At 67.7% G+C, this 18,617-nt stretch carries 20 protein-coding genes; 11 read left to right on the top strand and 9 right to left on the bottom strand.

Features of this window, described 5'->3' with window-relative positions; genetic code table 11:
- Positions 1–8 precede the first annotated feature (8 nt).
- From secD to KB221_08990, 7 genes are all read left to right on the top strand, one after another.
- Positions 9–1,607 (top strand): protein translocase subunit SecD, encoded by a 1,599-nt coding sequence (gene secD, locus KB221_09020; protein WIY68244.1) that lies wholly within the window; start codon positions 9–11, stop codon positions 1,605–1,607.
- Positions 1,607–2,575: a protein translocase subunit SecF gene (gene secF / locus KB221_09015; protein WIY68243.1), complete on the top strand. Its 969-nt coding sequence runs from the start codon at positions 1,607–1,609 to the stop codon at positions 2,573–2,575. The genes secD and secF overlap by 1 nt, the downstream gene beginning before the upstream one ends.
- A gap of 128 nt (positions 2,576–2,703) precedes the next feature.
- Entirely contained in the window at positions 2,704–3,321 is a 618-nt protein-coding gene (locus tag KB221_09010; GenBank protein ID WIY68242.1) for a hypothetical protein, read from the top strand.
- Between the two features lie 8 nt (positions 3,322–3,329).
- Entirely contained in the window at positions 3,330–3,953 is a 624-nt protein-coding gene (locus KB221_09005; GenBank protein ID WIY68241.1) for a DUF998 domain-containing protein, read from the top strand.
- Positions 3,950–4,588, top strand: a complete 639-nt coding sequence (locus tag KB221_09000) for a squalene/phytoene synthase family protein (protein ID WIY68240.1) — start codon at positions 3,950–3,952, stop codon at positions 4,586–4,588. The genes KB221_09005 and KB221_09000 overlap by 4 nt, the downstream gene beginning before the upstream one ends.
- Positions 4,589–4,669: 81 nt before the next feature.
- Complete coding sequence (locus KB221_08995; GenBank protein WIY68239.1) at positions 4,670–4,876, top strand: hypothetical protein; 207 nt, start codon at positions 4,670–4,672, stop codon at positions 4,874–4,876.
- A gap of 85 nt (positions 4,877–4,961) precedes the next feature.
- Entirely contained in the window at positions 4,962–5,468 is a 507-nt protein-coding gene (locus tag KB221_08990; GenBank protein ID WIY68238.1) for a nuclear transport factor 2 family protein, read from the top strand.
- A 3-nt stretch (positions 5,469–5,471) separates the two neighbouring features.
- Here KB221_08990 and KB221_08985 read toward each other — a convergent pair whose 3' ends face one another.
- Complete coding sequence (locus KB221_08985) at positions 5,472–6,350, bottom strand: oxygenase MpaB family protein (protein WIY68237.1); 879 nt, start codon at positions 6,348–6,350, stop codon at positions 5,472–5,474.
- Entirely contained in the window at positions 6,347–7,747 is a 1,401-nt protein-coding gene (gene trmFO, locus KB221_08980; protein ID WIY68236.1) for a methylenetetrahydrofolate--tRNA-(uracil(54)-C(5))-methyltransferase (FADH(2)-oxidizing) TrmFO, read from the bottom strand. The genes KB221_08985 and trmFO overlap by 4 nt, the downstream gene beginning before the upstream one ends.
- Positions 7,748–7,810: 63 nt before the next feature.
- Here trmFO and KB221_08975 point away from each other — a divergent pair, with 63 nt between their 5' ends.
- From KB221_08975 to KB221_08965, 3 genes are all read left to right on the top strand, one after another.
- Positions 7,811–8,773, top strand: a complete 963-nt coding sequence (locus KB221_08975) for a hypothetical protein (GenBank protein ID WIY68235.1) — start codon at positions 7,811–7,813, stop codon at positions 8,771–8,773.
- Positions 8,774–8,804: 31 nt separating this feature from the next.
- Positions 8,805–9,734, top strand: a complete 930-nt coding sequence (locus KB221_08970; GenBank protein WIY68234.1) for a hypothetical protein — start codon at positions 8,805–8,807, stop codon at positions 9,732–9,734.
- 126 nt (positions 9,735–9,860) lie between these two features.
- Positions 9,861–10,811: a type II CAAX endopeptidase family protein gene (locus tag KB221_08965; protein ID WIY68233.1), complete on the top strand. Its 951-nt coding sequence runs from the start codon at positions 9,861–9,863 to the stop codon at positions 10,809–10,811.
- A 4-nt stretch (positions 10,812–10,815) separates the two neighbouring features.
- On the opposite strand, the gene uvrA is transcribed toward KB221_08965, so the two are convergent.
- The 3 genes from uvrA to KB221_08950 form a co-directional block, all read right to left on the bottom strand.
- Complete coding sequence (gene uvrA / locus KB221_08960; protein WIY68232.1) at positions 10,816–13,722, bottom strand: excinuclease ABC subunit UvrA; 2,907 nt, start codon at positions 13,720–13,722, stop codon at positions 10,816–10,818.
- 159 nt (positions 13,723–13,881) lie between these two features.
- Positions 13,882–14,361 carry a group III truncated hemoglobin gene (locus tag KB221_08955; protein WIY68231.1) on the bottom strand — a complete coding sequence of 160 codons (480 nt, stop codon included), beginning with the start codon at positions 14,359–14,361 and terminating at the stop codon, positions 13,882–13,884.
- Positions 14,362–14,402: 41 nt separating this feature from the next.
- Complete coding sequence (locus tag KB221_08950) at positions 14,403–14,843, bottom strand: hypothetical protein (GenBank protein ID WIY68230.1); 441 nt, start codon at positions 14,841–14,843, stop codon at positions 14,403–14,405.
- Between the two features lie 121 nt (positions 14,844–14,964).
- Here KB221_08950 and KB221_08945 point away from each other — a divergent pair, with 121 nt between their 5' ends.
- Entirely contained in the window at positions 14,965–15,096 is a 132-nt protein-coding gene (locus tag KB221_08945) for a hypothetical protein (protein WIY68229.1), read from the top strand.
- A gap of 30 nt (positions 15,097–15,126) precedes the next feature.
- On the opposite strand, the gene KB221_08940 is transcribed toward KB221_08945, so the two are convergent.
- The 4 genes from KB221_08940 to KB221_08925 form a co-directional block, all read right to left on the bottom strand.
- A complete protein-coding gene (locus KB221_08940) occupies positions 15,127–16,680 on the bottom strand; it encodes an EAL domain-containing protein (protein WIY68228.1) in 1,554 nt (517 codons plus the stop codon).
- An 86-nt stretch (positions 16,681–16,766) separates the two neighbouring features.
- Entirely contained in the window at positions 16,767–17,210 is a 444-nt protein-coding gene (locus KB221_08935) for a flagellar basal-body protein FlbY (GenBank protein ID WIY68227.1), read from the bottom strand.
- Complete coding sequence (locus KB221_08930; GenBank protein WIY68226.1) at positions 17,207–17,500, bottom strand: rod-binding protein; 294 nt, start codon at positions 17,498–17,500, stop codon at positions 17,207–17,209. The genes KB221_08935 and KB221_08930 overlap by 4 nt, the downstream gene beginning before the upstream one ends.
- Complete coding sequence (locus KB221_08925) at positions 17,500–18,606, bottom strand: flagellar basal body P-ring protein FlgI (protein WIY68225.1); 1,107 nt, start codon at positions 18,604–18,606, stop codon at positions 17,500–17,502. The genes KB221_08930 and KB221_08925 overlap by 1 nt, the downstream gene beginning before the upstream one ends.
- Between the last annotated feature and the right edge of the window lie 11 nt (positions 18,607–18,617).

The following is an 18,617-nucleotide window of genomic DNA, read 5'->3' as shown; positions in this document are numbered from 1 at the left end:
ACGCCCGCATGATCCATCTGTCGCGCTGGAAGGTCGTCCTTCTTGTCCTTTCGCTGCTGTTCGGCCTGCTGTTCAGCTATCCGAATGCCCTGACGGCCGACCAGAAGGCGGCGCTGCCCGGCTGGTTGCCGAAGAGCGGCCTGAACCTCGGGCTCGACCTGCAGGGCGGGTCCTATCTGCTGCTGGAAGTCGATGTCCCGGCCATGCGCGAGAAGCGGCTGGGCAACCTCGGTGAGGACGCTCGCACCGTGCTGGCCGAGGCCCGCGTGGGCGTGCTGAGCATCGCGAAGGACCCGTCCGGCGTCGTCGTCACCCTCGCCGATCCGTCGCAGATGGACCTGGCCCTTCAGTCGATGCGTGGCCTGATCGGCGCCAATACCAGCGGCGTCGTTGACCGGTCGGTGCAGCGCCAGGGCACCGATCGCATCCGCTATGTCTTCACCGAACAGGCGATGGCCTCGATGGCGTCGGACGCCGTCACCCAGTCGATCGAGGTGGTGCGCCGCCGGATCGACAGCCTCGGCACCCGTGAACCCTCCATCACCCGCCAGGGCACCGACCGTATCGTCGTCCAGGCCCCGGGCGAGAGCGATCCGGCCCAGCTTGAACGGGTCATCGGCCAGACCGCCCAGCTGACCTTCCAGATGGTCGACGTCGAGAACTCGGTCCAGGAAGCCATGGCCGGGGCGATCCCGCCGGATTCCGAACTGATCGAAGGCGCACCGGACTCCGGCCAGGCCTTCTATCTGGTCAAACGCCGGGTACTGGTGTCGGGCGAGAACCTGACCAAGGCCGAGGTGACCTCGGACCAGAACAACCAGACCGCCATCGGCTTCCGCTTCGACGGGGCCGGCGCCCGCCGGTTCGGCGAGGCGACCGCCGCCAACATCGGCCGGCCCTTCGCCATCATCCTCGACGGCAAGGTCATTTCGGCTCCGCGGATCAACAGCGCCATCACCGGCGGCTCGGGCATCATCGAGGGCAGTTTCACCATCGAGCAGGCCTCGGAAATGGTGAATCTGCTGAACGGTGGCGCCCTGCCGGCGCCGCTGAACGTGATCGAGCGCCGCACCGTCACCGCCGAACTGGGCGCAGACGCGGTCCAGGCCGGCAAGATTTCGACCATGATCGGCTTCGCCATCATCGTCGTCTTCATGTTCCTGGCGTACGGCTTCCTCTTCGGCGGCATTTCCGTTGTGGGTCTGTTGCTCAACGGCCTGCTGATCGTGGCCGCCATGTCCATGACGGGGGCGACCCTGACCCTTCCGGGCATCGCGGGTCTGATCCTGACCTTCGCGGTCGCGGTGGACGCCAATGTGCTGATCTATGAGCGGATGCGAGACGAGGCGAGGGCGGGACGATCCGTCATTGCGTCCCTGGACGCGGGCTTCAACAAGGCCATGGGCACGATCGTCGACGCCAACCTGACGACCCTGGTCGCGGCGCTGATCATGTTCATCTTCGGCGCGGGCCCCGTGCGGGGCTTCGCCTGGACCCTGACCATCGGCGTCTTCACCTCGATGCTGTCGGCGGTGCTGGTGGCCCAGGTCGGTCTGGCCTGGTGGCTGAAGATCGCCAAACCCAAAAAACTGCCGATCGCGGAGTGATGGCGATGTCCTGGTGGCCCCTCATCAAAGTCCTTCCGATCAAGACGGACCTGAAGTTCGTTTCGTTCGCCAAATACGCCGCGATCCTGTCGACGGTGCTCGTGATCGCGTCGCTGGTCGGCGTGTTCAAGCCCGGCCTGAACATGGGCATCGACTTCCGCGGCGGCGCCGTGATGGAGCTGACCAAGCCCGGCGGGCAGGCGCTCGACCTTGAGGCCGTGCGCCACGCGGTCGACGGGCTGGGCCTCGGCGACGTCAACGTCCAGGGCATCGACGACGACGCCAGCGCCATGGTGAAATTCCAGGTGCCGGAAGACGAGCCCCAGGCCCGGGTGGTCGAGCGCGTCCAGACCGCCATCACCGGCGCGGTCGGCGAGGTCGCCTATTCCGGCGTCAGCGTCGTCGGGTCCAAGGTTTCGGGCGAGCTGTTCACCTCGGGCCTCCTGGCCCTGGGCGCGGCGGTCCTGCTGATGTTCGCCTACATCTGGTTCCGGTTCGAGCCCCAGTTCGGTCTGGGCGCCGTGGCCGGCCTGCTGCACGACGTCATCCTGGTGTTCGGACTGATCGTGCTGATGCGGCTCGAGTTCAGCCTGAACATGGTGGCCGCCATCCTGACGGTCATCGGCTATTCGATGAACGACACCGTCGTCGTGTTCGACCGCCTTCGCGAGAACCTGCGGAAGTACAAGCAGATGCCGCTGCGCGAGGTCATCGACCTGACCATCAACGAGATCCTGACCCGGACCATCATCACCGGCTTCACGGCCGTGATGGTGCTGGCGGCCCTGGCCTATTTCGGTGGCCCGGCCCTGTACGGCTTCTCGATCGCCCTGATGTTCGGCATCGTCTGCGGCACCTATTCGTCGATCTATGTCGGCGCGCCGATCATCCTGCTGTGGGGTGTGAAGCGCGGCGGTGCGGCCGACGACGCCAAGCCGATCAAACTGGGTATGGCCAGCCGTCCGTAGGGGCGGCGAAAGCCCCTACAGTCTTTCGGTTTTTGTCGCAGACCGGCGGCGCTATGGTGCCGGTTCAATGAGTCGCGCCGCCCCGTCGGGCGCGCGGCGTTCCTGAAGCGCCCGGGGAGGGGCGGACCATGGGCAAGCTGCTTTCGAACTTTCGCACCACCATCCTGCTGAGCCTTGTGCTCGCAGGCGTGATGATCCTCGCTTTCGGCGAGGTGTCCGGTGGCTTCGGTGAGGTCTTCTGGCAGGCGGCCCTGCGCTGGGTCCACGTGGTGGCCGGCATCCTGTGGATCGGCCTGCTGTACTATTTCAACTTCGTCCAGATCCGGGTCATGCCCAATATCCCGGCCGAGCTGAAGCCGGCGATCGGCAAGCACATCGCCCCCGAGGCCCTGTTCTGGTTCCGCTGGTCGGCGCTGGTGACGGTGCTGGCCGGGCTGGGCGTCATGCTGGCGCGCGGCCACGCCTATGCCGCCGAGGTCATGAGCTTCGGTCTGGTCCAGGGCCTGACCGAGGACCAGAAGGGCTTCACCCTGATGGGCATCGGCATCTGGCTGGCGATCATCATGTTCCTCAACGTCTGGGGCATCATCTGGCCGAACCAGAAACGCGCCCTCGGCATCGTGCCGGCCGCGGATGATGTGAAGGCGAAGGCGGCGCGGGTCGCCATGCTGGCCAGCCGCACCAATCTGCTGCTGTCGCTGCCGATGCTGACCTCGATGGCGATGTACCAGACCCTGTTTGGCTGAGACCGGCGATGAAGCTCGCCCGTCTCGCCTTCGGTCTTCTGGTCATCGGAGAACTGATCCAGCTGGGCACGGTGCTTGCGGGCGGTGCTTTCTATCCGGGCTATGACCACGCACGGCAGTATATCAGCGAACTGGGAGCCACCGGGGCGGTTACCGGGCCGGCGGTGAGCTGGTTGGGTTTTGTGCCCAGCGGTCTGTTGATCACCGCCTTCTGCCTTGTGGCCGCCTGGCTGCTGAGGCGTAACGCGCTGGCCGTCGTGGCCTGCGTCATGCTGGCCTGGTACGGGCTCAGCCTGTCGGCGGCGGGCGTCTATCCCTGTGCGTTTGAATGTGCCCGAACCGAGGTCACCTTCAACGCCATGATGCATGATCTGGTCGGTGGGACGGGCTATCTGACCGGGATCCTGGGCGTGGCCCTGGCTGCCCTGGCGATCCGGTTCGACGGGGCCGGATGGCTTCGGCCCCTGGGTCTGGTCTGCGCCGGCGTGGCGGTGGCCGGGTTCGCCGCGATCATCGTTGATGTTGAACTGGGCGGGCTGTTTCAACGCGCGCTGGAGGGTTCGCTTGCGGTCTTCCTGCTGGCGTTCGGCTGGGCGCTGGCCCGTGGCTCCCTGTCGGCAAGCCGGGCTTGAATCCGCCCTCCGATCTCGATGCCCAGGTCCGCTCTGCCGACCTCGACCGGTGGCTGTCCAGCCGGTTCGTGGCGGATGAACAGCTGCGCGCGGACCTGATCGCCCTCTATGCCTTCGAGGCAGAGCTGATGGCCATTCCGACCCGGGTGACCCAGCCGCTGCTGGCCGAGATGCGCTATGTCTGGTGGCGCGAGCAGATGGACGGCGTTTTCGCCGGGGCGGCGCGCAAGGGTCATCCGGTGCTTGAGGCGCTCACTGACAGCGTTGCGCGGCACGGGCTGGACCGCGCGCCGTTCGACGCCCTGATCGAGGCCCATATCGGTCGGGTGCATGGCGAGCCGCATGATCTTGACGCCTTCTATGTTGGGCCGATGCAGTCGGCGGTGCAGGTTCTGGCCGGGCCGGGGCTGGACCGCCTTGTCGTCGAGGCAGGGCGTGTGCGCGGCCAGGCTCAGACCGGCCAGACGGTGGCGGCGCGGGCCGCCCGAAAGGGCGCGGATGCCGACCTGCGGACACTGCCGGCAAAGGCCTTTCCGGCCGTCGCCCATGCCGCCCTCGTCGAGCCGGAAGCCCCGGAACCGGTGAAGCGGCTGCGACTGGTCTGGGCCATCCTGCGCGGGCGCATCGCCGCCTGACCCGCGGGTCGGACCGAGCCGCACCTGCAACTCTTTGCCGCGGCGCGCGTACCTCTCTCCGGGGAAGACGGGGACAGAAACATGGTGATCAAGCGAGAGCTGGACCGGGTGGGCGATCGGGTTCTGGTCCAGACGGAATTCATCGGCGTGAGCGGGCAGGTCTGCAGCGTCGTCTATGAGCTGACGGGTCCGACGCCGGAGTATTTCACCGACGTAGCCGTGGCCCAGAAAGCCCTGCACGAGGCCGAGGCGGACCAGACGCCGGTTGCGCTCACACACCAGCGCTAGTGGATCGCCCCGGATTGGTGATTGCCCGCAAGCGGGATGCACGCTAGCGAACGGTGATCTTTGACGCTGTTGGCGGGTGAGCCTCATGAATCTTCGACGGGTTTCGATCATCGCATTGGCCGCCGCCGGCCTGATCGCCACGCCGCTGTCAGCCGCCCCGCCGCCGGTCGTCGCCACCGACGCGGCCAGCGATGCGGCCAACCAGTCCGTGGTCGAGGCCCTGTACCGGGCCTTTGCCGCCAATGACGGTGCCACGATCGGCGGGCTTCTGGCCGCTGACCTGGTCTGGATGGAGGCCGAGAGCGGCCCCTATGCGGACCGCAATCCGTACAATGGCCCCGCCGCAGTGTTCGAGGGCGTTTTTGCCCGTATCGGCGCCGGGTACGAAGGGTTCGTCGTCACGCCCACGGTCTTCATCGCCAGTGGTGATCGGGTGGTCGCCCTGGGCCGCTATACCGGAACCAACCGGGCGACCGGCGAGGCGTTGGACGCCCAGTTCGCCCATGTCTTCACCGTCACGGGCGGCAAGGTCACGGGGTTCCAGCAGTATACCGACACCGCTCAATGGGTCGATGTGGTCACGCCGGACTGATCGTCAGTCTCGCGGCCAGACAGTCACCTCGTCAGGCCAGACCTCCAGGTTCGGTGAGCCTTGGTAGGCCCAGCCGAGGGTGCGGGCCAGCAGGCGGGCGCTTCCGCGGACCACCGGTGCCGGTGGGGTCTTCAGTCCGTGCATCTGTCGCGCCCAGTCGGGCAGAAGGTCGACCCCCGCCTGCATGATGACGGCCGAGGCGGCGTCGGTCATGGCGGCACCGACCGACTGGTTCAGCACCAGCTGTGCCACCTCCCGGGTCCGGGCATCGGCGCGCAGGGGCGGGTGCATCGACCGGATCAGCGCCTCGGCGGCCGCGCGGTCGTGCGGCACCGGGTCGGCGCCAAGCCGTTCGGCGACGACCGCCATTTCGGCGAAATAGCGGTCCTGGTCGGCCCGCGGCATGTCGGGCTCGGCGTAGCGGATCCAGGCGTTCAGGAAGCTGATCGCTTCGGTGACATGGACCCAGGCCAGAAGGGCCGGGTCGCTGACGCGATAGGGCGTCCCGTCGGGCAGGACGCCGCCGATCCGGTCGTGGATGCCGCGCACCCGGTCGATGGCGGCGATGCCGTATTCGGCGTGATCATAGGTGGTGACGGCGATGAATTTGGCCGTACGCCGCAGTCGGCCGTGCATGTCGGAGCGGAAGTCGGAATGGTCCCAGACGCCGGCCAGCACCGCCGGATGCAGCATCTGCAGCAGCAGGCCGGAAACGCCGCCGATCATCATGGTGACGATGTCGCCATTGACCCGCCAGGCGACGGAGTCCGGGGCGAACAGTGCGTCGGCTCGGCGCAGGATGGGGCGCTCGCCCTTTGCGGCGTCGTTGAACAGGTCGGTGATCCGGCGGCGGATCGCGACCTTGGCGGGCTCGACGATCAAGCCGCGTCCCGCCACGCCTTCAACGCCTCCAGGGCGCGCAGGCTCATCAGCCGCTTCTTGGCCCGGCCGCGCTCCTTCATCGGGATCTTGACCCCGGCCTCGTCGACCTTGGGGGCCTCGAGCGGCGGGAGCAGGCCGTAGTTGATGTTCATCGGCTGGAATTTGGAGATGCCGCCGGGGCCGTCGAGGTGGCCGCCGGTGATGTGTTCGACGAGGGCTCCGAGGGCGGTGTGAACCGGCGGTGCCTCCAGCGGGCGGCCCAGGCGCTCTGCGGCGGCGAGGCGGCCGGTCAGAAGGCCCATGGCGGCGCTCTCGACATAGCCCTCGACGCCGGTGACCTGGCCGGCGAAGCGCAGGCGTGGCATGGCTTTCAGGCGGAGCTGGCGGTCCAGCAGTTTGGGGCTGTTGAGGAAGGTGTTGCGGTGCAGGCCGCCGAGGCGGGCGAACTGGGCCTCGTGCAGGCCGGGGATCATGCGGAAAACCTCGGCCTGGGCCCCGTGCTTCAGCTTGGTCTGGAAGCCGACCATGTTGAACAGGGTGCCGAGGGCATTGTCCTGACGCAGCTGGACGATGGCGTAGGACTTGACCTGGGGATCACGCGGATTGGTCAGGCCGACGGGCTTCATCGGGCCGTGGCGCAGGGTTTCGCGGCCGCGCTCGGCCATGACCTCGATAGGCAGGCAGCCGTCGAAATAGGGGACGTTCTCCCACTCCTTGAACTCGGCCTTGGGCCCGTCCAGCAGGGCGTCGATGAAGGCCTCGTACTGGGCCTTGTCCATGGGGCAGTTGACGTAGGCCGCGGCGTCGCCGCCCGGGCCTTCCTTGTCGTAGCGCGACTGGCGCCAGGCGATGTCGAAGTCGATGGAGTCGGCGTGGACGATCGGGGCGATGGCGTCGAAGAAGCTGAGCGCGTCCTCTCCGGTCAGTTTGAGGATGGCCTCGGCGAGGGCCGGAGAGGTCAGGGGGCCGGTGGCGACGATCACATTGTCCCACTCTTCCGGCGGCAGGCCGGCGATCTCCTCGCGCACGACGGTGATCAGGGGGTGGGCTTCGAGCTTCGCCGTCACGGCCTGCGAGAAGCCGTCGCGGTCGACGGCGAGGGCACCGCCGGCGGGGACCTGATGGGCGTCGCCGCAGCTCATGATGATGGAGTCGAGCGCGCGCATCTCGGCGTGCAGCAGGCCGACGGCGTTGTGCTCCCAGTCGTCCGAGCGGAAAGAGTTGGAACAGACCAGCTCAGCGAGGCCGTCTGTGTTGTGGGCGTCGGTCTTCACGCCCGGCACGCCGCGCATTTCGTGCAGGACCACGGGCACGCCGGCACGGGCGATCTGCCAGGCGGCTTCTGAACCGGCAAGGCCGCCGCCGATGATGTGTACAGGCTGGATGGTGTCCGTCATGGGCGGCTTCTAGCGGGGCAAGGCAATCCGGGCTAGCGTGAGGCGGGGAAAGAGGAGGGGGCTATGAAGAGATTCTCGATCGGCACGTCGATCGGAGACGGGTTCGGCCTGATCGGCCGGCGACCGTTTGCGGTCTTCGCCTGGGGTCTGCTGATGGTGGCCCCCATGTTTGCCGCGCTCGGCCTGATGTTCCCGGCGATGGGCGAGATGTTCGCCAACATGCCGGACCCTGACTCGGGTGCCGCGGCAGATTCCGCGTTTTCCGAAGGCATGTTCGCCCAGATGATGCAGTTCCAGATGGCCTCCCTGCTGGCCAATCTGGGGCAGTATCTGGGGATGGGGATTGTCTATACCGCCATTTTCCGCGCCGTCCTTCGACCGGACGAGCGCTCGTTCTTTTCCGTGCGGCTGGGCATGGATGAACTGCGCGTCGCGGTCGCGGGGCTCGCGATCGGCATCGGCATCTATATCGTGATGATCCTCGGCATCCTGCTGTGCGTCGCGCTCGGCTTCGGCCTCTGGCCCCAGGGCGAGGCGGTGGCCCTCTGGACCTGCGGGCTCGTGGGGCTGGCGATGATCGTCGCGCTGCTCTGGGGGCTGGCGCGCGTCAGCCTGATCGCGCCCGCCAGCGTGCTGTACCGGGACTTCGCCTTCGCCCAGGGCTGGAAGCTGGCGGCGGGCAAGGGCTGGTCGCTGCTGGGCATGCAGCTGCTGATCGGCCTGATGATCCTGGTCATCTACTTCGTGGTCGTCCTCGTCGTCGTCCTGGCGGCGGGGGGGCTCATCGCGGCCACCGGATCGGCCTTTGAAGGCGCGGGCCATGATGCGAACCCCTTTGAGGGGGTAAGCGCGTGGATGGCGGTCAACTGGCCATGGCTGGTCGTGGGCGGGCTGGTCCTCTCGTGGGTGTACGGGGCGTTCATGACGCTGATGGTCGCGCCCTTTGCCTCAGCCTGCCGGCAACTCGCCGGGACTTCACAGCCGGCCGTGGTGGAAGAGACCGTCTCGCCCGAACCGGCCCACTGAACCAAGCACTATCCCGAAGAAGGAACGACCCATGGCGTTTTCCGCAACTGACGCGGCGTTCGAAGGCTTCCGCCTCGTCCGCCGCAACCCCGTCGCCCTAGTGGGCTGGACGCTGCTCTATCTGGTCTACACCCTGGCCACCCTGTTCGCGGCCGGCGGCATGATGCGGTCCATGTCGGTATGGATGGAGCAGGTGGAGGCCCTGGAGGCCGGCCCGCCGCCGAGCTCGCCCGAGGCTCTGGTCCCGATCATGGAATCCTACGTCGCGGCGATGAGCCACATGGCCTGGGCCATTCCCCTGTCGCTGGTCATCGGTGCCGTGCTGATGGCGGCGATCGCCCGGGCTGTGCTCACGCCCGGGACCAGCGGTTTCGGATATATGCGTCTCGGCATGGATGAGGTGCGGGTCTTCGTCGTGACCATCGTCATCGCCATTCTGTACTCGATCGCGGCCTGTATCGCCGTGGTCGCCGCGGCCGTCATCGGCGGGATCGCCATCAGTGCCATCGAGGGCTGGGGTGCTCTGGTGATGGTGCTGGCCATGCTGGCGGCCATTGCCTTCATGATCTGGCTCGCGGTGCGCTGGAGCCTGGCCGTGCCGATCACGATCGCTCAGAAGAAATTCGCCATCTTCGATTCATTCGCCGTGACCAAGGGCCGGTTCTGGCCCCTGTTGGGCATGGCATTCATCGCCTTCGTCATGGTGGTCATCGTCTCGCTTCTGGCCGGGATCGTGGCGATGCCGATCAGCATGATGGGCGGCATGTCCATGTTCGGAAACATGGGCGGCGACCCCACCGAAATGTTCCGGGACTTCAACCCGACGAACCCGTGGATCATCGCTTCTTCGGTCGTGAACGCCTTCGTCTACGCCCTGACCGTCGCCGTCCTCTATGCGCCGTTCTCGGCCGCCTATCGCGATATCGTTGGTCCGGCCGAGGGCGCTGCGGCGTCTGAATAGAGAGCGGCTTCGGGGTGCGGGGAGGCCCGGTGAAGGGAATTCCACGCGCCCCGCATCCATTCTGCGGCGTCGCGGCCTCATGCCGGGACGGACTGATGTCCGCAGAGCTTTCACAAGGAGCGCCGCATGGCCGGCATTGAACTCTACGCCCCGCGCAAGCTGAGGCATCGCCGGACCTGGACCCTCGCGGCCATTGTGCTCGGCGCGGTCTTTATGGTCGGTGGGCAGCTGGGCGCCTTCCTGCCGGCCATTGCGACGGGGTTCGTGACGCCGGGCGGCGGGTCGGACGGCTGGCCGCAGCTGGCCTATGAGCTGGTTGCCTCCTTCGGCCTGGGATCGGTGCTGGTGCTGCTCTGGGCCTGGCTGTTCGAGCGGCGCGGGCCGGCTGCGCTGGGCCTGAATGCGAAGGGGCCGATGCGCTTCCTGCGCGGCTATCTGATCGGTCTGGCCTTCCTCGGCGGCGTGGTCGGGATCATCTGGGCAGCGGGCGGCTATGTCGTCGAGGGCGCGGGGGCATTCGGCTCCGCCGCGGTCGGTGCGGCCCTGCTTCCCATCGGTGTGCTGATGCTGGGCTTCATCATCCAGGGCTCGTCGGAGGAGCTGCTGTTCCGGGGCTGGCTGATGCAGCTGATCGCCTCGCGGCACGGTCTGTGGATCGCGGTGATCGGCAACTCGGCCCTGTTCGCCCTCGCCCATGCCGGCAATATCGAGCCGTCCAACGAGCTGTATGTCGGGCTGGCCAACATCGTCCTGTTCGGCCTGTTCATCAGCCTCTACGCCGTGCGGGAGGGCTCGCTGTGGGGTGTCTGCGGCTGGCATGCGGCCTGGAACTGGCTGCTGGGCCTGGGCTTCGGGCTGGAAGTGTCCGGGATGAAGATCGACAGCCTGCCGCTGATCACCGACCTGACCGGTGCCCCGGGCGCGGCCTGGTGGCTGACCGGCGCGAGCTTCGGACCCGAGGCCAGTCTGGTGACGACGGCGGTCCTGCTGACCGGCACGCTCGTGCTGGCCCTGCGCGGCCGCACCCGCGGTCACGGCGTCGAAGCCGCTCCGGACCCGGTCGCCGGGCCGGCCTGAGCCGTCAGGCGCTCTTTTTGAGGGCCGCGACCCGCGCCTTGCGGCGGACCTCGTGGCGGTCGAGGATCTCTTTCAGGTATTTGCCGGTCCAGCTCTTCGGATTGGCGGCGACCTGTTCGGGGGTGCCGACCGCAACGATCTCGCCGCCGCCGTCGCCGCCCTCGGGCCCGAAGTCGAGCAGCCAGTCGGCCACCTTGATGACGTCGAGATTGTGCTCGATCACCACGATGGTGTTGCCGTTGTCGACCAGCTCCTGAAGCACCTCCAGCAGCTTCCTCGTGTCCTCGAAATGCAGGCCCGTCGTGGGCTCATCGAGGATGTAGAGGGTCTTGCCGGTGGCCCGCTTCGAGAGCTCCTTCGACAGTTTGACCCGCTGGGCCTCGCCGCCCGAGAGGGTGGTCGCGGACTGCCCGACCTGGACATAGCCGAGGCCGACGCGGTTCAGGGTCAGCATCTTGTCGCGGATCGAGGGCACCGCCTTGAAGAAGGACGCGGCCTCCTCGACCGTCATGTCGAGGACGTCGCTGATCGACTTGCCCTTGAAGACGATCTCGAGCGTTTCGCGGTTGTAGCGTTTGCCCTTGCAGACGTCGCAGGTGACGTAGACGTCCGGCAGGAAATGCATCTCGATCTTGATCAGGCCGTCGCCCTGGCAGGCCTCGCACCGACCGCCCTTGACGTTGAACGAGAAGCGACCGGGGCCATACCCGCGGGCTTTTGACTCCGGCAGGCCGGCGTACCAGTCCCGGATCGGACCGAAGGCACCGGTATAGGTGGCCGGGTTCGAGCGCGGGGTGCGGCCGATCGGTGACTGGTCGATATCGATGACCTTGTCGAACAGCTCCAGCCCCTCAATGCGATCGAACGGGGCGGGGGCGTCGGAGGCGTTGTGCAGCCGTCGGGCGGCGGCCTTGTAGAGGGTCTCGATTGTGAAGGTCGACTTGCCGCCGCCGGACACGCCGGTGACGCAGGTGAACAGGCCGCCGGGAATCTCGCCGGTGACGTTCTTCAGATTGTTGCCGGTGGCGCCGGAGACGCGGAGCATCTTCTTGCGGTCGACCGGGCGGCGGCCCTCGGCGGGCAGTTCGATCTCGCGCTCGCCGGTCAGGTATTTGGCGGTCAGGGACTTCGCATCCGCCATGACCTCGGCCGGCGTGCCCTGGGCGCAGACCTCGCCGCCGTGGACGCCGGCGGCGGGGCCCATGTCGATGACATAGTCGGCGGTCAGGATGGCCTCCTCGTCATGTTCGACGACGAGGACGGAATTGCCGAGGTCGCGCAGGCCGCGCAGGCTTTCCAGCAGGCGGGAGTTGTCGCGCTGGTGCAGGCCGATGGACGGCTCGTCCAGAACGTACAGCACGCCGGTCAGGCCGGAGCCGATCTGGGAGGCCAGGCGGATGCGCTGGCTCTCGCCGCCGGACAGGGTGCCCGAGGCGCGCGACAGGCTGAGATAGTCGAGGCCGACGTTGTTCAGGAAGCGCAGCCGGTCGGTGATCTCTTTCAGGATGCGCCGGCCGATCTCCATCTGCTTGTCGGTCAGCTTGCCGTCGAGGTCGGTGAACCAGGCGTGGGCCTGTTTGATCGACAGCCAGGAGACCTCGGCGATGTCCGTGGCCGCGACCTTGACCGCGAGGGCCTCGGGCTTGAGGCGTTTGCCGTGGCAGACCTCGCACGGAGTCTCGGACTGGAACCGGCCCAGCTCCTCGCGGACCCATGAGGAATCGGTCTCGCGCCAGCGACGCTCGAGGTTCGGCAGCACGCCCTCGAAGGCCTTGGAGACCTCATATTTGCGGGCGTTGTCGTCATAGGTGAATTTGATCTTCTCGGACCCGGTGCCGCGCAGGATGACGGTCTGGGCCTTTTCCGGCAGCTCGCGCCAGGCCACGTCCATCGAGAAGCCGTAGTGGCGGCTGAGCGACTGCAGGGTCTGGGTGTAGAGCGGCGAGGGGCCGCGCGACCACGGGGCCACGGCACCCTTGTGCAGGGTCTTGTCGCGGTCGGGGATGACCAGGTCGGCGTCGAAGGCCAGCTTGACCCCCAGACCGTCGCAGGTCGGACAGGCGCCGAAGGGGTTGTTGAACGAGAAAAGCCGGGGCTCGATCTCGCTGATCGTGAAGCCGGAGACCGGGCAGGCGAATTTCTCGGAGAAGGTCAGCCGGCGCGGGGCGGTCTCACCCTCGGCGATGCTGGCCCATTCGGCCACGGCGATGCCGTCGGCGAGACCCAGGGCGGTCTGCAGGCTGTCGGCATAACGGCTTTCGAGCCCGGCCTTGGTGACGATCCGGTCCACGACGATGTCGATGTCGTGCTTGAACTTCTTGTCGAGCGTCGGAGCGTCCTCGATGGCGTAGAATTCGCCGTCGATCTTGACGCGCTGGAAGCCGACGCGCTGCCACTCGGCCATTTCCTTGCGGTATTCGCCCTTGCGGCCACGGACGACGGGGGCCAGCAGCAGCAGGCGTTCACCCTCGGGCAGGGCGGTCAGCTTGTCGACCATCATGGAGATGGTCTGGCTCTCGATCGGCAGGCCGGTGGCGGGCGAATAGGGCACGCCGACGCGCGCCCACAGCAGGCGCATATAGTCGTGGATCTCGGTCACCGTGCCGACGGTCGAGCGCGGGTTCTTCGAGGTGGTCTTCTGTTCGATCGAGATGGCCGGGGACAGGCCCTCGATCAGGTCCACGTCAGGCTTGCCCATCAGTTCGAGGAACTGGCGGGCGTAGGCGCTCAGGCTCTCGACGTAGCGACGCTGCCCCTCGGCGTAGATGGTGTCGAAGGCGAGCGAGCTTTTGCCCGAGCCCGACAGGCCGGTCATGACCACGAGCTGCTCCCGCGGGATGTCGAGGTCGACGCCCTTGAGATTGTGCTCGCGGGCACCGCGCACGCGGATGAAGTTGTGCTTTTCGGTCATGGGGCCTGATGGCTGGGAGTCAGGGAACGCGACAGGGCCGGGGAGGGTCCGGTGCGACGCCGCTATATGGGGAGCAATTCGCGGAATTCAGCAAGAACAATGTAGGAACACCATCGGCAGGACAGGCCTTGCTGACATCATGTGTCAGCAGGGACAGCGTCAGGCTGGCGGCAGCCACGCTTCGGTCGGTCGCAGATAGCGTTCGCCCTTGCGGAGCAGCACGCCGTGGGCCCCGGCGATACCCAGTTCGAGGCTCTCCGCGATCCGTCGAGCGCGTTCGACGAAATGCGCCGCGGCCCTTGGTGGGCAGACCTCGGCGGCCGTGGCCTCGAACAGTTCCAGCCAGCGATCGAAATGGTGGGCGTCGACCGGCAGGGGCAGGTGTTTGGGCATCGGGCGACCGTGATAGACGCCGCTCATCAGGGCCACGGACGACCAGAACCGGCGCATCTGCTCGAGGTGCGGCCCCCAGTCACTGATCCGGTCGGCGAAGACCGGCCTGAGCAGCGGATCGGCGCGGACGCGGTCGTAGAAGGCGTCGACCAGTCGCGCGATCATCGGTTCGTTGATGCCGGTCTCGGCCTCAATGCGGCTGACGGCGGCCTGGCGGCGGGCTTCGGGATCATCGGACAGGGTCACGGCTCCTACCTAGGCCGTCGGGCGATGGTCCGCCATTGCGGCTATTGGCCGTCGAGGAAGTCCCCGGCGTTGAAGGTGATGACGCAGCGAGGGTCAGAGTCCGAGGCGTCCACCGAGCAGGAATCGACGCCGTACATATTGGCGACGACCCTGGCGGTCGAGCGATAGCGGCGGCCGGCATGGACGAAGGCAGAGTCGTGCGCCACGCTCCACGGGCCGAGGACGTCCCAGAAGGCACGGGCAGGCGCCCCGGTGCAGGTGAACAGGATCAGCTCGTCGCCGCCGCCGTCAGAAGCGCGACGGAAGCGTCCTGAGCCGGCCGCCTGGGCGATGCACTCGGCGTAGTAGCGGGCATTGGGCGGGGCCGGTTCGCCGGCGATCGGGGAATAGTCGGCGGGCCCGGTCGCACCTTGAGGCGCGTGGGCGCAGGCCGACAGGGCGGCAGCCAGGACGATGGCGGCGCAGGCGGGAATACGGCGCATGAAATCTCCTCCGGCGGCATGGTCTCATGCGTCCTGGAGCAGCGCTATTGCCGAAATGGCTTGCGCGATAGCGGCTTCGACCGCATCTTCGAGCTTGGTACAGGCTTTTGGAGATCAGACGATGATGATCAGCGCTCTGGAAATCGGCTTCGGCCTTTCCGCCACGCTGATGGCGCTCGTCTTCGCCCTCAGCCTTCCGCGGCCCAAGCGGGTCCGGGTTCGCGCCCGCCGCGACGCAGCACCGCGCGACTGACGTCCTGGCCTTAGCCCTCGGGGCCAGGCCCTAGCCCCAGCTCGCAACCGCCCCGCGGCGACGCGCGGTGACCGGCTGGGCTACGGCGACGGTCGGTTCGGAGGCCGGTCGACCAAACAACCATCCCTGGCCATAGCCGACGCCGAGCGACCGTATGGCGGTCGCCTGTTCGTCGGTCTCGATCATTTCGGCGATCGTGGACATTTTCAGGTCGCCGCACAGTTCGACCAGGTGGGCGACCAGGTCGCGCGCGCGGCTGTCGCTGGTGATCTCGCGCACGAACCGGCCGTCGATCTTGACGGTGTCGGCCGGCAGGCGGTGCAGATAGTCGAGCGAGGCGGCACCGACGCCGAAATCGTCGAGGCAGATCTTGATGCCTGCCTTGCGCACGGCGGTGAGGCGACGGGCGGCGGCCTCGATGTCGGCCACGGCGGCGGTCTCGGTGACCTCGATCAGGATCCGGTTGCGGATGTCCGGCGCGGACGCCGTGAGCCGCAGCAGGCCCTCCACATAGGCATCGGTGCCGAGTGAGGCTCCGGAGACATTGACCGCGATCCGGGTCAGGCCGAAGCCGGGCCGCCGCAGCTGTTGCAGCGCCTTTTCGGCGACGGCGAGGTCGAAACCCTCAATCAGGCCGAGCTCTTCCGCCAGCCGGATGGAGTCGGCGGGGCCGCGGGACCCGAAGCGGGCGAGGGCCTCGAAATGGTGCGTGACCCCGGTCCCGAGGTCGACGATGGGTTGGTACTCGAGGGCGAAGTCGCGGCTCTTGACCATGGCCCCGAAGCGTTCGGCCTCCTTGAGCGTGCGCTTCAGGCTTTCCGAGAAGGCCGCGCCAGCCCCCTCGACGCCGCCATCCTTGATGCAGGCCTCAAGCGCGAAGCGCAGCGCGCGAACCGTCGGCTCGGCACCGACCCCGCCGGACAGGGCGGCCTCGGTCGTGCGGGCGACAAGATCGATACCTTCGGCCGCGCCGGCATCGCGAACCTCGGCGGCCAGATCGGTCGGGGAGTTGGCGTCGCGGACCAGGGCAAACCGTTCAGGGGCGAGGCGCGCGGCCGAAACGCCGTCGACGGACGAGGCCTGGAGGACGGCGGCGACACGGGCCGCGGCGCGCTGGTTGGCCTCGCCGGGGGCATCAAGGCCGGGGACGTCGACGAAGGCGACGGCGACCGGCTCGCCCCGGGTGAGGATCGAACCGCGCACGCGTGACAGCAGCCCGTCAGCCGACAGGAAGCTGGGCGCCTCAGGGACGGTGAGCGTGAAGGGCGCGCCTTCATAGGTGATGGCGCAGGAAATGGCCGGGGCCAGGTCGGGAAGCTGGAAAAGCCGCAGGCGGGCACGACGGACATATTCCGTGTCGCAGCTGATCAGGACCTCGATCGGCGCGGGGCGCTCATTTGGCCGGATCGCCGCCAGCGCATCGATCAAAGGTTTCTGGCCCGCCTTGCCGACGAGCTCCGTCAGCAGGGCACCGCTCCAGCAGTCCGCACCGCTGCCGCCCGGGCAAGGGCCGGCTCCAAGCGCGATATCGACGCGTCCATCAGCCTGGAGTTCAAGCAGGGTGTCGGCTGCAGCGAAGGCCATACCGAGGAGACGGGACTTTGTGTTCATGTCTACCGGTTACTGCATGGAAATGAACACTGGCTCCACGAAGAAGCTTAACGGCGCATTCAGGCCTGGCGGTTGAACGCCACGGCGCGTCCGTCGCCGGCGTTGGCCCGGCCCGTCGCGCCGTAGGCGGAAGGGCTGCCGCGCTGGTCATTGACCTCTGCGGCGATGGTGCGGACGAGGCCCTCCGAGATGATGCGGGCGGCCTCAACGGCACGGGCATGACGCGACAGCACCGCCTCAAAGGCTTCGGTGGCGCGGATCAGGGCGGTCTTGTCGGCCAGCGATGCGGCGGCGACCGACGCGGGGTCGGCCTTCAGCTGGGCCGACTCGCGCCGGTAGGTGTTGGCGAGATCCTGGGTGCCGGCCAGGGCGGCGGCGGCGTCCTGGGGGCGATGGGATTCGAAGACCTTCGACTCTTCGCTCAGGCGAGCGGTCAGGCGGGTCGTCAGGTCGGTCAGCTGGCGAACACGGGCCGTGGCGTTCAGCGTGGCGGTGTCGGTCATTGACCCTGCTCCTGCATTTTCAGCATCTGGGCGACGACCTGATCGGCCAGGCCGATGCCGCCGCCGCGGACGGCCTGTTTGGCCATGGCGTCGACGAGGAAGCCTCGCCAGGTGCCTTCGGCCTCACCGCCGCCGAAGGGGGCCTCGGTCGAGAGGCCTTCGAACATCGGCTTGAGCATCTGGGACAGGAAGGAGGCCTCGAACTGCTCGGCCGTTTCGCGCATCCGGGCGGTCACGGCCGGCGGCGCAGCCGGGGGCAGGGTGGCGGGGGAGACGGTGGACTGGATCATCACATCACCTCGATTTCGGCCTGGAGGGCGCCGGCGGCCTTGATGGCCTGCAGGATGCTGATCATGTCGCGCGGGCTGACGCCGAGAGCGTTGAGACCGTTGACCAGGGTGGAGAGCGACGTCCCGCCGCCGACGATCCGCATCTGGCGACCCAGTTCCTCCTCGACCGCCACATCGGTCTGGGGAAGGACGACGGTCTCGCCGCCGCGACTGAAGGGGGTGGGCTGGCTGGCGGTCGGGCTTTCCTGAACCGAGATGGTCAGATTGCCCTGGGCGATGGCGACGGTTGAGACGCGGACCGCTTCGCCCATGACGATGACGCCGTTGACCTCGTCGACGATCACGCGCGCCGGGGAGTCAACCATGACCTCGAGGTTCTCGACCCGGCTGATGAAGCCGGCCATGCCCATCTGGCCCGGCGCGCGCAGGGCGACGACGGTGCCGTTCTCGGCGAGGGCGGTGTCCGGATAGACCTGGTTGATCGCGGCGGCCATGCGCTGGGCCGTCGTGAAGTCGGGATTGCGCAGGGTCAGGCGGACCTCGTTCATATTGGCGAGGTGGAAGCCCGTCTCGCGCTCGACCGTGGCACCCGAGGCGATGCGGCCGGCGGTGGGCACGCCGCGGGTGACGGACGAGCCCGAGGCCCCGCCGCCGGAGACCGCGCCGGTCTGAACCGAGCCCTGGGCGACGGCATAGACCTGGCCGTCGGCGCCCTGGAGGCTGGTCACCAGCAGGGTGCCGCCCAGCAGGCTCTTGGCGTCACACATCGAGGAGACATTCACGTCGATGCGGGCACCCGGGGTTGCGAAGGGTGGCAGCTCGGCCGTCACCATGATGGCGGCCATGTTCTTGGAGTTGGCGTTGGCCCCGCGGATGTTGACGCCGAGCCGCTCGGTCATGCCTTCCAGCGACTGCCGGGTGAAGGGGCAGTTGCGCAGGCTGTCGCCCGTGCCGTTCAGCCCGACCACGAGGCCGTAGCCAACCAGCTGGTTGGAGCGGACGCCCTCGACCGCGGCGATGTCCTTGATCCGCGACTGGGCCAGGACCGGAGACGCGAGTCCGGCCAGGGCGGCGGCGGTCAGGAGGGTAGCGAGCAGTTTCTGCATAGGCGGGGCGT

The organism is Aquidulcibacter paucihalophilus (genome assembly GCA_030285985.1).
Lineage (GTDB): Bacteria > Pseudomonadota > Alphaproteobacteria > Caulobacterales > Caulobacteraceae > Brevundimonas.
Note: the sequence above shows the minus strand (reverse complement) of the source record. Positions and strands in the feature narration are given on the sequence as shown.

Excerpts from the sequence above, each read along its gene's own strand:
- KB221_08925 (WIY68225.1), bottom strand. The coding sequence starts at position 18,606 with ATGCAGAAACTGCTCGCTACCCTCCTGACCGCCGCCGCCCTGGCCGGA.
- KB221_08930 (WIY68226.1), bottom strand. The coding sequence starts at position 17,500 with ATGATCCAGTCCACCGTCTCCCCCGCCACCCTGCCCCCGGCTGCGCCG.
- KB221_08950 (WIY68230.1), bottom strand. The coding sequence starts at position 14,843 with ATGCGCCGTATTCCCGCCTGCGCCGCCATCGTCCTGGCTGCCGCCCTG.
- KB221_08965 (WIY68233.1), top strand. The coding sequence starts at position 9,861 with ATGGCCGGCATTGAACTCTACGCCCCGCGCAAGCTGAGGCATCGCCGG.
- uvrA (WIY68232.1), bottom strand. The coding sequence starts at position 13,722 with ATGACCGAAAAGCACAACTTCATCCGCGTGCGCGGTGCCCGCGAGCAC.
- KB221_08970 (WIY68234.1), top strand. The coding sequence starts at position 8,805 with ATGGCGTTTTCCGCAACTGACGCGGCGTTCGAAGGCTTCCGCCTCGTC.
- KB221_08975 (WIY68235.1), top strand. The coding sequence starts at position 7,811 with ATGAAGAGATTCTCGATCGGCACGTCGATCGGAGACGGGTTCGGCCTG.
- KB221_08995 (WIY68239.1), top strand. The coding sequence starts at position 4,670 with ATGGTGATCAAGCGAGAGCTGGACCGGGTGGGCGATCGGGTTCTGGTC.
- KB221_09010 (WIY68242.1), top strand. The coding sequence starts at position 2,704 with ATGGGCAAGCTGCTTTCGAACTTTCGCACCACCATCCTGCTGAGCCTT.
- KB221_08935 (WIY68227.1), bottom strand. The coding sequence starts at position 17,210 with ATGACCGACACCGCCACGCTGAACGCCACGGCCCGTGTTCGCCAGCTG.
- trmFO (WIY68236.1), bottom strand. The coding sequence starts at position 7,747 with ATGACGGACACCATCCAGCCTGTACACATCATCGGCGGCGGCCTTGCC.
- KB221_08945 (WIY68229.1), top strand. The coding sequence starts at position 14,965 with ATGATGATCAGCGCTCTGGAAATCGGCTTCGGCCTTTCCGCCACGCTG.
- KB221_08940 (WIY68228.1), bottom strand. The coding sequence starts at position 16,680 with ATGGCCTTCGCTGCAGCCGACACCCTGCTTGAACTCCAGGCTGATGGA.
- secF (WIY68243.1), top strand. The coding sequence starts at position 1,607 with ATGGCGATGTCCTGGTGGCCCCTCATCAAAGTCCTTCCGATCAAGACG.
- KB221_09005 (WIY68241.1), top strand. The coding sequence starts at position 3,330 with ATGAAGCTCGCCCGTCTCGCCTTCGGTCTTCTGGTCATCGGAGAACTG.
- secD (WIY68244.1), top strand. The coding sequence starts at position 9 with ATGATCCATCTGTCGCGCTGGAAGGTCGTCCTTCTTGTCCTTTCGCTG.
- KB221_08990 (WIY68238.1), top strand. The coding sequence starts at position 4,962 with ATGAATCTTCGACGGGTTTCGATCATCGCATTGGCCGCCGCCGGCCTG.